This is a genomic window from Pedobacter sp. AK017 (genome assembly GCF_014200825.1).
GTDB lineage: Bacteria > Bacteroidota > Bacteroidia > Sphingobacteriales > Sphingobacteriaceae > Pedobacter > Pedobacter heparinus.
In genome coordinates, this window is the sequence record NZ_JACHCW010000002.1 from 57,375 (window position 1) to 70,788 (window position 13,414).

Annotated in this window: 12 protein-coding genes; 3 read left to right on the top strand and 9 right to left on the bottom strand. The window is 42.7% G+C overall.

The genetic code is table 11. From position 1 onward, the window contains the following. Nucleotides 1-48: 48 nt before the first annotated feature. The 6 genes from HDC92_RS03285 to HDC92_RS03310 form a co-directional block, all read right to left on the bottom strand. Nucleotides 49-966 (bottom strand): GDSL-type esterase/lipase family protein, encoded by a 918-nt coding sequence (locus HDC92_RS03285; protein ID WP_183872317.1) that lies wholly within the window; start codon nucleotides 964-966, stop codon nucleotides 49-51. A gap of 146 nt (nucleotides 967-1,112) precedes the next feature. Further along, on the bottom strand, nucleotides 1,113-2,270 hold the full coding sequence (locus HDC92_RS03290) for a hypothetical protein (RefSeq protein WP_183872319.1): 1,158 nt from the start codon (nucleotides 2,268-2,270) through the stop codon (nucleotides 1,113-1,115). Between the two features lie 95 nt (nucleotides 2,271-2,365). After that, nucleotides 2,366-5,398 carry a translation initiation factor IF-2 gene (gene infB / locus HDC92_RS03295; RefSeq protein ID WP_183872321.1) on the bottom strand — a complete coding sequence of 1,011 codons (3,033 nt, stop codon included), beginning with the start codon at nucleotides 5,396-5,398 and terminating at the stop codon, nucleotides 2,366-2,368. Nucleotides 5,399-5,480: 82 nt separating this feature from the next. Further along, nucleotides 5,481-6,716, bottom strand: coding sequence for a transcription termination factor NusA (nusA, locus tag HDC92_RS03300; RefSeq protein WP_012780319.1), 1,236 nt, complete (start codon nucleotides 6,714-6,716; stop codon nucleotides 5,481-5,483). Nucleotides 6,717-6,718: 2 nt separating this feature from the next. Then, nucleotides 6,719-7,183 (bottom strand): ribosome assembly cofactor RimP, encoded by a 465-nt coding sequence (gene rimP, locus HDC92_RS03305; protein ID WP_183872323.1) that lies wholly within the window; start codon nucleotides 7,181-7,183, stop codon nucleotides 6,719-6,721. A gap of 236 nt (nucleotides 7,184-7,419) precedes the next feature. Next, on the bottom strand, nucleotides 7,420-7,854 hold the full coding sequence (locus HDC92_RS03310) for a hypothetical protein (protein WP_183872325.1): 435 nt from the start codon (nucleotides 7,852-7,854) through the stop codon (nucleotides 7,420-7,422). An 18-nt stretch (nucleotides 7,855-7,872) separates the two neighbouring features. On the opposite strand from HDC92_RS03310, the gene HDC92_RS03315 reads away from it, so the two are divergent. Continuing rightward, nucleotides 7,873-8,220, top strand: coding sequence for a phage holin family protein (locus HDC92_RS03315; protein ID WP_183872327.1), 348 nt, complete (start codon nucleotides 7,873-7,875; stop codon nucleotides 8,218-8,220). Nucleotides 8,221-8,409: 189 nt separating this feature from the next. On the opposite strand, the gene HDC92_RS03320 is transcribed toward HDC92_RS03315, so the two are convergent. The 3 genes from HDC92_RS03320 to panC all read right to left on the bottom strand — a co-directional run bounded on the left by HDC92_RS03320 (nucleotide 8,410) and on the right by panC (nucleotide 10,880). Continuing rightward, complete coding sequence (locus tag HDC92_RS03320; protein WP_183872329.1) at nucleotides 8,410-9,549, bottom strand: acyl-CoA dehydrogenase; 1,140 nt, start codon at nucleotides 9,547-9,549, stop codon at nucleotides 8,410-8,412. Nucleotides 9,550-9,645: 96 nt separating this feature from the next. Continuing rightward, on the bottom strand, nucleotides 9,646-9,996 hold the full coding sequence (gene panD, locus HDC92_RS03325; protein ID WP_012780314.1) for an aspartate 1-decarboxylase: 351 nt from the start codon (nucleotides 9,994-9,996) through the stop codon (nucleotides 9,646-9,648). A gap of 44 nt (nucleotides 9,997-10,040) precedes the next feature. Then, on the bottom strand, nucleotides 10,041-10,880 hold the full coding sequence (panC, locus tag HDC92_RS03330; RefSeq protein WP_012780313.1) for a pantoate--beta-alanine ligase: 840 nt from the start codon (nucleotides 10,878-10,880) through the stop codon (nucleotides 10,041-10,043). Nucleotides 10,881-11,032: 152 nt separating this feature from the next. Here panC and HDC92_RS03335 point away from each other — a divergent pair, with 152 nt between their 5' ends. Next, nucleotides 11,033-11,857 (top strand): glycogen/starch synthase, encoded by an 825-nt coding sequence (locus HDC92_RS03335; protein ID WP_036675367.1) that lies wholly within the window; start codon nucleotides 11,033-11,035, stop codon nucleotides 11,855-11,857. Nucleotides 11,858-11,880: 23 nt separating this feature from the next. Continuing rightward, nucleotides 11,881-13,338, top strand: coding sequence for a DUF4270 domain-containing protein (locus HDC92_RS03340; protein ID WP_012780311.1), 1,458 nt, complete (start codon nucleotides 11,881-11,883; stop codon nucleotides 13,336-13,338). Nucleotides 13,339-13,414 lie beyond the last annotated feature (76 nt).

A 13,414-nucleotide genomic window follows, 5' to 3' on the forward strand; every position in this document is an offset into this window, starting at 1 on the left:
TTAACATGTCTTAACAAGTAATAATGGATTAGCAATTGAGCAAATGGTTTAATGAACAATAATTATTTTTTTTGAAAACTTCATGTTCAATAGCTCGTAATATAATATATAAACACCTGAAGGATACAATTCTGTTGATATTTGTTCTTCATGAAACCCTGCATTCCGGAAATCATCAAAAACAACGGCCACTTTTTGTCCTCTCATATTGTATAAAGTTACCCTGGTCCTTGAAGCACTGGGAAGGTTAAATCCAAGTTTTGTAAAGCCATTAGCAGGGTTTGGAAAATTCTGTACAATTCCGGGCGAAAGATAATTCTCGTTGATCGTCTGGTTCAGGGCATCAAACCAAACCAGCGCCATAATACGATAGCCTCTTGCATTTGGATGAACAATGTCTGCATATAGCTCTTTATTCTTACCAATTACCGAATTAATGTCTGCAACAAACACCCCAAGTTCTCTGGCTAAATTCTTAAAACCTGTATTCAGCTGATCGATTATCCTGTTTCTGCGTCGCATAAGTATGGCTTCAGGTGTCCTGCCCGCAGGTTCAACAAAATATTGAAGGGTACCTAATATGACATCCAGCTTTTGTTCTTTTGCCTTGTTTACCATAGTACGGATATTATCAAGGGTTAAGCTTACCCTTCCTTTATTATCGGCAATCTGAATGGCATCATTGGCCCCCATAAGAATCAATAAAAACCCGGTCTTTTGGGCTATAGCATTGTCAAAGCGGAGTAAACCCATAGCGGTGGTCTCTCCGGCTATGCCATAGTTAGACACCTGCACCTGTTTCCCTGTATAACAACGCTCCAGAAAGGCCTTTAACGGAGTCTGAAAATTGAGCATTTCCCCGTTTCCCTGTACAGTACTGGCTCCAAAACTGGTAACGTTTATACTATCTTTATTATAAAATTGGGCATAGGGGCCACATACGGGCATTTTTACCTGTCCGTACATTGTGAAGCTAAACACCAGGGTAAAGCTAAAAATCAAGAAAAATCTAATACCATTAAACCTCAAACCCTTACCAATTTTTATATATCCAAACAGCCATCAAATTAATTAAAAAAATCAAGCTCTCTGATCCGGATATGATACAAAGATCATGATAATTTTGCCTTTAATATCTCTATTAATTCCTCTTTAACCTGAGCAGCAGAAAAATTCTTCTGTGTATAAGCTTTAACCGCATTGCTGCAATTGATATAGGCCTCATCATCCATGGCCAGCACCCTGGCAAACATCTCCTGCAACCCGGCTACAGACAGGGTCTCCATTTCGAATATAAAATCTTGTTTAGGGAAACCACAGTACCTGCTTACTATAGGGACCAGCCCTGCCGACATAGGCTCAATCATACCCCCGGGCAAGCCATCAATATAACTTGGCGCAACCACATAGCTACAGGCCTCCACAATCGCTTTCATCTCCTTCCCATCCATCCTCAGGTTCTTAAACAAAGATACATTGCCTTCGGGCGCAAAAACATCTTTATAATAGTCTTCCAACGCTTGGTTTAAATCGGGCACCACCACATAAAATTTTAGGTCTTTGTGTAACCTGGCCACTTCTAAAAAGAGTGGCAGTCCTTTGGTCAGCTGCTTCCCCCCGCTCAGATATAGAAATCCCGAACTGCGTCCGGCTGCTGATTTAGGCTTACAATCCGAAAAAACATTCAGGATATTGTTGTTCAAAGAAAAAATTTCCTGTTCAAAGCGCGACTTATAATCTTCATAGATATAACCCCGGGCAAAAATAATGGCGAAATCAGCATTAAACACCGTATAATAACTGCAGTCTGTCAAAATATTTGTTTCCTCGGGAAGCCACAATCCCGACAAGGCATAAAAATCCTTAATACTCTTTAAGCCCATCCTGTTGTGCAGGTCGTCATGCGCACCCGTCACAAAGTAAACTCTGGGTATGTGCCTGTTCTGCTCATAAAAAGATTGCTCCATCCGTTTACCCATCCCAAATATCACTGCATATTTATCATAGTTGAGCTCAGAGCTGTCCGAATAATCTACTACATCCACGTTATACCCAAGCGCTGAAAAACTCTCCGCCACAATATGTGAGGTCAGGTAGTTCTGATGCGTAAAATCATTGGCCTTATAAAAGGGGGTGGTCAGGTAAGAGATCAGTACCGTTCTATCATAATTTGTCTGGTACAAATTAGTTAAAGGGCCTACCGGCTGGTCTTTTTTTTTCCTGCCAAACACTTTATGGAGCCTTTTACCAATGCTTCTCTTAATATTCATACCCGTCAAATTTAAAAAAAGAAAGCAATTACGCGCATAAAAAAAGGCGCTTCAGAAATTATCCTGAAGCGCCTTTATATGCTGTTTTTAAAGTATTACAATTTCCTTTTCACTTCCACCTGCTCGTAAGCTTCCACAATGTCGCCTACTTCAATATTATTGAAGTTCTGGATGTTTAATCCGCACTCGTAACCTCTTGAAACTTCTTTCACATCATCTTTATAACGTTTCAGTGAAGCCAGCTCACCGGTGTAGATCACCACACCATCCCTTACGATACGGATCTTGCTGTTCCGTGTAATTGTACCATCCAGCACCATACATCCTGCAATGGTACCCACTTTGGTGATCTTGAAGGTTTCCCTGATCTCTACGTTAGCTGTGATCTTCTCTTCAAACTCAGGCGCAAGCATACCTTCCATTGCTGCTTTGATCTCATTGATCGCATCGTAGATGATAGAATACAAACGGATGTCGATCTGTTCAGCCTCGGCCAGTTTACGTGCTCCCGGAGAAGGACGTACCTGGAAACCAACAATGATCGCATCAGAAGCAGATGCCAGCAATACATCAGATTCTGAGATCTGACCTACAGCCTTACCAATGATATTGATCTGTATCTCCGGAGTAGACAGCTTCAGTAATGAATCTGATAAAGCCTCGATAGAACCATCCACATCACCTTTAACAATCAGGTTCAGCTCTTTAAAGTTACCGATAGCCAAACGACGGCCAATCTCATCCAAAGTAATGTGTTTCTGGGTACGAAGCCCCTGCTCACGCATCAATTGTAAACGCTTGTTTGCAATCTCTCTGGCTTCAACTTCACTTTCCAGTGCGTTGAACCTGTCGCCCGCAGTAGGTGCACCCTGCATACCCAATACCTGTACCGGTACCGATGGTCCTGCCTTATCAACCTTCTGTCCACGTTCGTTAAACAGCGCTTTTACACGGCCGCTATAACTACCTGCAAGGATCGGGTCTCCTACTTTAAGTGTACCCGCCTGAACAAGTACTGTAGTTACAATACCACGTCCTTTATCCAGTGTAGCTTCAATTACACTACCTGTGGCACGCTTGTTTGGATTTGCTTTAAGATCCAGCAATTCTGCTTCCAGTAAAACTTTTTCTAAAAGCAGGTCTACATTCAAACCACTCTTACCCGAAATTTCCTGCGACTGGAAGTTTCCGCCCCAATCCTCAACCAGAATATTCATGATCGAGAGCTGTTCCCGTATTTTATCGGAGTTTGCACCCGGTTTATCAATTTTTGTAAAGGCAAATACCAATGGCACACCTGCAGCCTGTGCATGGTTGATGGCCTCTTTGGTCTGAGGCATCACCGCATCATCCGCAGCAACAACAATAATGGCAATATCTGCTACCTTGGCACCCCTGGCACGCATCGCCGTAAAGGCCTCGTGACCCGGTGTATCCAGGAAAGTTACTTTTTTACCTGTAGAGGTAGTTACCATATATGCACCGATGTGCTGGGTAATACCACCCGCCTCACCGGCTACCACATTTGCTTTACGAATATAATCCAGCAAAGATGTTTTACCATGATCCACGTGTCCCATAATGGTTACAACCGGAGCCCTTGGTAATAAATCTTCTTCTGAATCCTCTTCTTCAATCAGGATATCGCTTTCATCATCCGGTTTAACAAACTGGATTTCGTAACCAAACTCATCTGCAACAATGGTTAATGTTTCAGCATCCAGACGTTGGTTGATGGAAACAAACATACCCAGACTCATACAAGTCGCGATAATTTTTGTAACCGGTTCATCCATCATCGTAGCCAGTTCATTTGCAGTTACAAACTCGGTTACTTTAAGTACACGCGATTGTAATTCCTGCTCCATTGCAGCCTCATCGGCCGACATAGCCACATCGTCACGTTTCTGGCGGCGCAGTTTGGCACGCTGTGCGAATTTACCCGATTTACCAGCCCCGCTTAAACGGGCAAGCGTTGCTTTGATCTGGTCCTGTATTTCTTTTTCCGTAGGCTCTTCTTTAGGTCCGCCAGCCGGTGCTCCCGGCTTATTGTTCCTGAAATTAGGCCTGTTGGCTGTATTGTTGGTGTTGTTCCTGAAATCAGGTCTGTTGCCAAATGTTGGTGCAGGTTTAGCCGCACCTGGCTGTCCGCCCTGTTGCGGGCTTTGCTGACCACCATGCTGGTTGCTACCTTGCTGTCCGTGCTGACCAGCCTGACCAGGATGTCCTCCAGGTGTTTTTTTGCGCTTACGCTTTCTTTTTGCATCTGCACTCTCACCAGAAGATGCTACAGGCTGAGATTTACGGTCGGGAGTTACCGGCAAAGTAATCTTACCAATAATATTTGGGCCCGAAAGTTTTACGGAGCGGGCTTTGATTACCTCGTTTTCTTCAGGTTTTTCCACTTTAGGTGGCTCAGGAGCCACTTTAGGTGCTGCTGGTGGTTCAGGAGTTTTTACCACCGGTGCCTCTGCAACCGGTTTAGGCTGCTCCTCGGCTTTTGGTGTTTCCACAGGCTTAACAGGTTCAGGTTTTATTTCTGCAACAGGCTGTTCAACCGGCTTCTCTACTTCCTTAACCGGCTCAGGCGCCTTTTCAACCGGAGCGACCGGAGCAAGGGCTGCTTCAGCTTTAGGTTCCGGTTCAGGCGTTTCCTCCTTCTTAACAGGGCGTGTTTTGGCATTTAAATCATCAAGGTTGATCTTTCCTACTATTTTTACACCAGGGAAAGCACCTTCATCCACTTTTTCTTCCGGTTTTTCAACAGGGGCAGGAGCCTCTTCTTTAGGCTTTTCTGCAGCAGGAGGAGTATAAGAATGAAGGTTTTTAACTAAAATCCCTTCGTTTTCAAATTCAACATTTTTTCTAGGTGCTTCCGTAACTTTCTCAGTTACTTCAGGCTCATCACGACGAATTTTACCAATAACAATCTGATTGGCTTCTTCTTTTACGATCTTATCGCCCTGAAACTCTTTCAACAATGCATTATACATGTCGCGGGAGAGCTTAGTAGTGGGTTTATTCTCAACAGAAAAGCCTTTCTTTTCTAAAAACTCAACGGCCGTAGCAATTCCTACGTTAAGTTCCTTAACTGCTTTAAATAAAATTATTGGTTTGTCGTCTGACATTGATATCCTATTTTTTCTTTAATTCTTATACAAAAGTAACGTTTATTCTTGTTTATTTCATCTGTAGCGGGGAGTTTTTGTATTATTCAAATTCTGATTTTAAAATACTCATCACTTCTTTGATGGTTTCTTCCTCTAAATCGGTACGTTTAACCAATTCGTCTACAGAAAGTGCCAGCACACTTTTTGCCGTATCACAGCCTATCGCTTTCAGTTCATCAATGATCCAGCTATCGATTTCATCCGAGAATTCTTCGATGTCCACATCTTCGTCTTCTTCACCTGCTTCACGGTATACATCAATTTCATAACCGGTCAATTTACCGGCCAGTTTAATGTTATGCCCACCACGGCCTATGGCCAGTGAAACCTGGTCAGGCTTCAGGTAAACCGAAGCATGTTTGGTTTCATCATCTAATTTAATAGAAGTGATCTTGGCCGGGCTCAAAGCCCTTGTGATGTATAGTGAAATGTTATTGGTAAAGTTAATTACGTCAATATTCTCGTTTTTCAGCTCTCTTACGATCCCATGGATACGCGAACCTTTCATACCTACACAGGCACCCACCGGATCAATCCTGTCATCGTAAGATTCTACCGCAACCTTAGCTCTTTCGCCTGGCTCACGAACAATCTTTTTAATGGTGATCAGACCATCAAAGATCTCAGGAACCTCAATTTCAAACAGGCGCTGTAAAAATTCAGGTGCAATCCTCGAAATGATAATCTTAGGTGTAGCATTTACCATATCCACCTTCAGGATCACTGCACGTACAGTATCGCCTTTTTTGAAATAATCGGCTGGTATCTGCTCTGTTTTAGGCATCATCAGCTCGTTGCCTTCATCATCCAGAACCAGGGTTTCTTTTTTCCATACCTGGTAAACCTCACCGGTCACAATCTCACCAACCCTGTCTTTATATTTTTTAAAGATCTCGTCTTTCTCCAGTTCCAGAACTTTAGAAACCAGGGTCTGACGGGCAGCTAAAATCGCCCTGCGGCCAAAGCTTTCCAAAGTGATCTGCTCAATGTAGTCGTCGCCAACTTCCATATCCGGATCCAGTTGTTTTACCTCTGCAAGTTCAATTTCCAGATCGTCATCCTCAGAAAAACCATCCTCCATCACTTTTCTGGTACGCCAGATTTCCAAATCACCGTTATCCGGGTTAACAATTACGTCACAATTCTCATCAGTACCATATTTTTTGCGCAGCATACTGCGAAATACCTCTTCCAGCACACTGATCACTGTAGGACGGTCGATGTTCTTGAAGTCTTTAAACTCTTGAAATGAATCGATTAAATTAATATTGCTCATTTTTATTTAAATGAAATTAAAACCTTTGTTTCTATTATTTTATTAAAGTCTATCCTGGTTTCCACCAGCTGGACTTTTTTGCCTTTTTCTTTTATTTTTGCCTCGATGGTTATGCCTTGTTCATCTGCAGCAAGCAATTTACCTTCTTTTACTTCGCCTCCATCCAGCTTAATGCTTAGTTCGCGGCCAACATTTTTAAGGTATTGTCTTTTCAGCTTTAAAGGCTCGCCAACACCAGGTGAAGATACTTCCAGGTTATATGCTTTTTCTATCGTATTTTCCTCTTCCAAATGAAAACCTACATGCCTGCTGATGGCGGCGCAATCCTGAATACTGATCCCCTCATCGCCATCAACATGAATAATAAGTTTGTTGTTTGGCAACATCTTTACTTCAACTAAAAACAATTCCGGCCTGTCCGAAATCTTCTCCTCAACCAATTCTGTAACTCTTTTTTCTACCTGCATAACCAATTTGCCAATAACAGAAAAGAGGGGACTTCTGCCCCCTCTTACCTCTATTACTGTGCAAATGTAAGAAATATTTTTAAAAACTAAAAATGCTAGAATACAATGAGTTCTCTTGTTCACAAAGAAAGCCGTTCTTCACACATTATTCACCCATCCTTCACACCAAACCCACAAACAGGTACCTTTTTGTGAACAAAGTGTGAATAATGTGTGTACGATGTGAGGACATGTCCTTATCTGCGCAACAGTTTCTGCACTGGCCTTACCCTATTTTTCAATTCTCCGCTCAGCAAATCTTTCATATTGCCAAACTTCGCATTCAGATGGGTAATCACCAGGTAATCTCTTCCCTTTACAAAAGACGAGATGGGGATAAAGACCAGGTTGCTGTCGGTAACGGTAAAATGGCCTTCAACCGGGGTTTCTTTAATTGTGCTGTCTTTTTCAGAAGGCGTTTGTAAAACAGATACCAGGTTGTTAAAAGTAGAATCTCCGGCTTGCAGCTGCTGCAGTTCCAGTAAGCCGCTCTGTTCAATCTGGTTAAAAACAATAGCGGTACTATCGGTGTTAAAACCAATTAAAAGTGGCTTATTATTTGCAGATGAACAGGCAAACAATGCCATCAGCGCACAAAAAGCGACTGACAACTTAACAGAATTTTTAACCATACCGCTAAATTAAACATTATGAGACTGATTGTAGAAATTTTATTGATGGGCCTGGCTGTACTGATTGGTGCATACATTGTACCAGGTGTGCAGGTAGATGGCTACGGATCGGCTATTATTGCTGCCGTGCTGATTGCCCTGGTTAATGCAACCCTTGGCTTTATTTTAAGGTTGCTTACCTTTCCGGTTAATTTTTTAACCCTTGGCCTGGTTTCATTTATCATTACCGTACTGATGATCCTGCTGGTCGATAAAATGATGACCGGATTTAACACTTCGGGCTTCTGGTCGGCAGCCTTCCTGGCCATTGTTGTGGCACTGATCAAAGCGATATTTAACGCGGTGATGGAAACAGATAAAGATTAAACGCTTAAAAATTCGGCGTTTAAAAACAAAATTACCTTCTCAGAGGAGCATTATTTTTATGCGCTTTTCGCGCCTTAAAAACCGACTGAAAGGAGCTCTACGAGACAACAACTCAAAATAAAAAGCTCCGAGTAAATCCGCGTACGAAGAGAATGGTAATTTTGTTTTTAGCTGAACCTCCAAAATACTTTACCGGATGATCTCCCTCGAGATCACCATTTTCTGGATCTCTGAAGTTCCTTCATAAATCTGTGTAATTTTTGCATCGCGCATTAAGCGCTCCACATGATATTCCTTCACAAAACCATAACCGCCATGGATCTGGACAGCCTCTACAGTTACTTCCATAGCCACTTTAGAAGCATAAAGTTTGGCCATAGAGCCGGCTAGTGTATAAGGTTGCCCCTGATCTTTTAACCATGCCGCTTTATAAACCAGTAAACGGGCAGCTTCTATCTGCGTAGCCATATCGGCCAGTTTAAAGGCAATGGCCTGATGTTCAGCAATAGGTTTACCGAAGGCCTTACGTTGTTTTGCATAGTCCAGGGCAAGTTCGTACGCACCTGCAGCAATACCCAGGGCCTGGGCGGCAATGCCTATGCGGCCACCTTCAAGGGTTTTCATGGCAAACTTAAAGCCAAAGCCATTTTCACCAATACGGTTTTCTTTGGGCACCTTCACATCATTGAACATCAGCGAATGTGTATCTGAACCGCGGATGCCCATCTTGTTTTCTTTGGGGCCTACTGTAAAACCTTCCATGCCCTTTTCAACAATAAAAGCATTGATCCCCTTATGTCTTAAAGATTTATCAGTTTGTGCAATAACCAGGTAGGTAGAAGCTGTACCGCCATTGGTAATCCAGTTTTTGGTGCCGTTTAACAGGTAGTGATCGCCTTTATCTTCAGCTGTGGTTTGTTGTGAGGTAGCATCAGAACCTGCTTCGGGTTCTGATAAGCAGAAGGCGCCGATCTTTTCACCGGCAGCCAGGGGCTTTAAATATTTTTCTTTTTGAAAATCGGAGCCATAAGCTTCCAGTCCGAAACACACCAGGGAATTGTTTACAGATACCACCACCGAAGCAGAGGCATCTACCTTAGAAAGCTCTTCCATGACCAGGACGTACGACAGGGCATCAAGGCCACTGCCATTGTATTTTTCAGACACCATCATCCCCAGAAAACCCAGTTCCCCAAGCTTTTTTACCTGTTCTGCAGGGAATTTCTGGTGCTCATCTCTTTCGATAACCCCGGGCTTAAGTTCAGTCTGCGCAAAATCCCTTGCAGCCTGCCGGATCATCAATTGTTCTTCATTGAGTTGAAATAGCATAATAATATTGTAAAATAATAAGTTAGGCCAAATTTATATAATTTCGGGGCAAATTACTATGGCTGCATAACATTATTTTACAAAGCGAAAACGATACTACTTTAAAAGGTGATTGTTATCGTCGGGGAATACAAGGATAGGGTGGTATTTTCTGGCTTCTTCTATGGGCAAGGAACCGTAAGACATGATGATCAGGATATCGCCAACCTGGACTTTCCGGGCAGTTGCACCGTTTAAACAGATGGTACCACTGCCACGTGCGCCCTTGATGACATAAGTTTCGAAGCGTTCGCCGTTATTGTTGTTTACGATCTGTACTTTCTCGTTCGGGATGATCTGGGCCGCATCCATCAGATCTTCATCTATAGTAATGCTGCCAACGTAGTTCAGTTCTGCCTGTGTTACTCTAACACGGTGTATTTTCGATTTTAAGATCTCGATAATCATGATGCAAAGTTAGCTAATTTTATGAATAAGCGTTTTTTCTTATTTCAGTTCAGTATCATATTATCAATAAGACGGGTTTGGCCAACCCTGGCGGCAACCAGCGCCACAATAGGATGATGGGTCTTATCTTCTTCGGGCAGCAGGGTTTCGCCGTTGGCAATGGTAAAATAATCGAGTACTACACCGGGGGTATTGCTGATCATTTTTCCTGCTTCTTTTAACAGTTCAGGAATACTGTGTGCTGTAAAATTATCCTGTACATAACCTAATGCCCTGCTCAAGACCAGCGCGTTTTTCCGGTCGGCTGCTGTAAGGTGGATGTTGCGTGAGCTCATGGCCAGACCATCTTCTTCCCTGATGATGGGGCAGGAAACGATCTCTACAGGCATATTAAAATAAGCCACCATATTTTTGATCATCAGCACCTGCTGAAAATCTTTCTGGCCAAAAAAGGCAATATCGGGGTTTACGGCATCAAAAAGCTTTTTTACGATTTGGGTTACGCCCTGGTAATGACCTTTACGGAATGCGCCTTCCAAAAGGAATTCGGCAGGGCCAAGGTCTATGTGCCATACTTCCGGCCGGGGGTACATTTCAGTAACCGAGGGCATAAAAACCACATTACATCCGGCATCTTCCAGCATTTTCATGTCGTGCTCCAGGGGGCGGGGGTATTTTTCGAGGTCTTTGGGATCGGTAAACTGGGTTGGGTTTACAAAAATACTGCATACCACCACATCAGCTTGTTGCTGTGCAATGTTGATCAGCGATACGTGTCCTTTATGCAAAGCGCCCATGGTGGGCACTAAGGCAATTTTCTGTTGAGCCAACTTTATTGGTTCAAGCAGCGACTTTAATGCCGCTATGGTATTTATAACTTTCAAACCAGCCTGTAAAATTTCAAGGGGCAAAGTTGGTTAATTATACATTCCCAACAAAACATCTTGCGTATATTATTGATAAATGTTATTATTTTGCTTACCTTTGCCCCTTGATAATCTTTTCTTTAACATAAATTTTTATTTAGAATATGGAGATGGCAAAAACGAAGCTACTGATTGTTACACACGAGATGTCGCCTTTCCTTGAACTCACAAAGATTTCTGAAATTACCCGTCAACTACCACAGGCAATGCAGGATAAAGGATTTGAAATCCGCATTTTAATGCCGAGGTTCGGGAACATTAACGAAAGAAGGAACAGATTGCACGAGGTTATCCGTCTTTCAGGAATGAACATTATTATTGATGACAATGACAACCCATTAATTATAAAGGTGGCCTCTATTCCGGCTGCACGCATGCAGGTTTATTTTCTTGACAATGAAGATTATTTTCAGCGCAAGCATGTATTCAGGGATAAAGAAGAGAAGTTTTATGCCGACAATGACGAGAGAACGATCTTCTTTTGCAAAGGCGCACTGGAAACCGTTAAGAAATTAGGCTGGGCCCCGGATATTGTACACTGCCATGGCTGGATGACGGCACTGGTGCCTGCATATATTAAAACGACCTATAAAAACGACCCTACCTTTAAAAACTCGAAAGTAGTGTATTCTATTTACGAGAACTGCTTTACAGAAACTTTAAATGCCGACCTGCATAAAAAGGCTGTAATGAGTGCAATGACGCTTGAGGACACTAAGATGTTCGAAAATGCAAATTGCGATACCCTGCATAAAGGTGCTGTAAGTTATAGTGACGCCGTAGTGCTGGCCGATGAAAATATTGGCAGCGATGTGTTAAAATTTGTTAAAGATTCTAATAAACCAACTTTAGCTTATAATTTAACCGAAAATTTTGAAAACTTCTACACTTTATACGAGGAGATTTCAAATGAAGAATTGGCTTCAATAGCATAAACTCAGGTATTATTAAATTATATATGAAATTTACAAAACAAGACTTATTAACCCTGTTGATAGGTCTTTTTCTTTTTGCTTCCTGTAAAGACTCCAATACCATAGGTTTGGACCTTGACCCTGATTATGCCATTAAAGGCACGCTGATGGATTCGGCTACGGTGACTTCACAAACCCTGAAAGATGAAGTGGCTTCGGGCGTTGGCCTGGTCAGACATCCGCTTGGGGTAATGGTAGACCCTGTTTTCGGTAAATCGGAAGCGGCCGTGGCCATGGCTGTAGGCCTGCCAAGTACGGGCTATAAATTTGGCACCAACGCAGTTATTGATTCGGCGGTTCTTGTTTTACCTTATTCGACCCAGTTGTATGGCGATACCATTGTACCGGTTTACACAGTGAAGGTAAACCAGCTGACGAACGACATCTCTAAAGAAACATCGTACCCTACAGATAAAGACTGGCCTGCTGCTGCAACCGTACTGGGTACTTTTAGCGGCAAGATTAAGCCCAATACAAAATTAAAGATCTATGATATTGTTGCCGGCGCAGCCGATACGCTGAAAACAGTGGTGCCACAAATGCGGATCAAGCTGGATAATTCTTTTATCCAGAACAACATCATTAACCTGGATTCGGTTACCTTATCCAAACAGGCCAACTTCTTTAAAGCTTTTAAAGGCCTGCACCTGACCGCCACTACGACAGATAAAGGCGGGATCGTCTTCTTTAACCTGAGCGGAACGGATGGCAAGATAGAGGTATACTACAAAAGACAAAATGCAACAACCACTACCGCAACAGACACAGTAGCGACAAGTTTCCCTATTGGTACGGCTACCGGACCAGTAACGGCGACCATTAAGCACGATTATACGGGTACGCCGGTTAAAACCCAGCTGGATGTACCTAACCCGGCTACACCTTATGCAATTACTTATTTGCAGGCCCTGGGTGGATTGAGGAATAAAATCTCTTTCCCTTACCTGAAAAATTTTGTGGCCAATGCAAAAAAACCGGAGAACGGTGGCAACCCCAATACCAAGATCATCATCAATAAAGCGGAACTGGTGATTGACCTGAACGATGGGACGGATGTATTTCCTTTTAGCGCGGCACAAAGACTTTCTTTATACAGACTTGACATTGCATCGCAACGTGCCAATATTCCTGATAATGACAATGCCATACAGGGACAGTATGCGGGCGACCCAAGGGCGCTTGGCAGCGAGGTATTATTTGGTGGTTATTTTGACTCTGTACGTAAAAGATATTTGTTTACGGTAACGAGTTATATTCAGGACTTAATGGACGGAAAAACGGAAGACTATGGAACCTTTTTGGCACCAAGTTCTTTAACAGAATTTAACATCAGTCCTTCGGTAACCTCGGCTGCCCGCTCTGTGATCAACAAGTTCAAATATCCGCGTGCAACAGGCGAAAAGAGCTTAAAATTAAATATTTACTACACGCAGGTAAATTAATTTCACCTGATTTTGTGGTCAAATCCCCCGAGAATAATTACTTTCGGGGGATTTTTATTTACAACAAAATATAAAC

Excerpts from the sequence above, each read along its gene's own strand:
- HDC92_RS03285 (WP_183872317.1), bottom strand. The coding sequence starts at position 966 with ATGTACGGACAGGTAAAAATGCCCGTATGTGGCCCCTATGCCCAATTT.
- HDC92_RS03290 (WP_183872319.1), bottom strand. The coding sequence starts at position 2,270 with ATGAATATTAAGAGAAGCATTGGTAAAAGGCTCCATAAAGTGTTTGGC.
- infB (WP_183872321.1), bottom strand. The coding sequence starts at position 5,398 with ATGTCAGACGACAAACCAATAATTTTATTTAAAGCAGTTAAGGAACTT.
- nusA (WP_012780319.1), bottom strand. The coding sequence starts at position 6,716 with ATGAGCAATATTAATTTAATCGATTCATTTCAAGAGTTTAAAGACTTC.
- rimP (WP_183872323.1), bottom strand. The coding sequence starts at position 7,183 with ATGCAGGTAGAAAAAAGAGTTACAGAATTGGTTGAGGAGAAGATTTCG.
- HDC92_RS03310 (WP_183872325.1), bottom strand. The coding sequence starts at position 7,854 with ATGGTTAAAAATTCTGTTAAGTTGTCAGTCGCTTTTTGTGCGCTGATG.
- HDC92_RS03315 (WP_183872327.1), top strand. The coding sequence starts at position 7,873 with ATGAGACTGATTGTAGAAATTTTATTGATGGGCCTGGCTGTACTGATT.
- HDC92_RS03320 (WP_183872329.1), bottom strand. The coding sequence starts at position 9,549 with ATGCTATTTCAACTCAATGAAGAACAATTGATGATCCGGCAGGCTGCA.
- panD (WP_012780314.1), bottom strand. The coding sequence starts at position 9,996 with ATGATTATCGAGATCTTAAAATCGAAAATACACCGTGTTAGAGTAACA.
- HDC92_RS03335 (WP_036675367.1), top strand. The coding sequence starts at position 11,033 with ATGGCAAAAACGAAGCTACTGATTGTTACACACGAGATGTCGCCTTTC.
- HDC92_RS03340 (WP_012780311.1), top strand. The coding sequence starts at position 11,881 with ATGAAATTTACAAAACAAGACTTATTAACCCTGTTGATAGGTCTTTTT.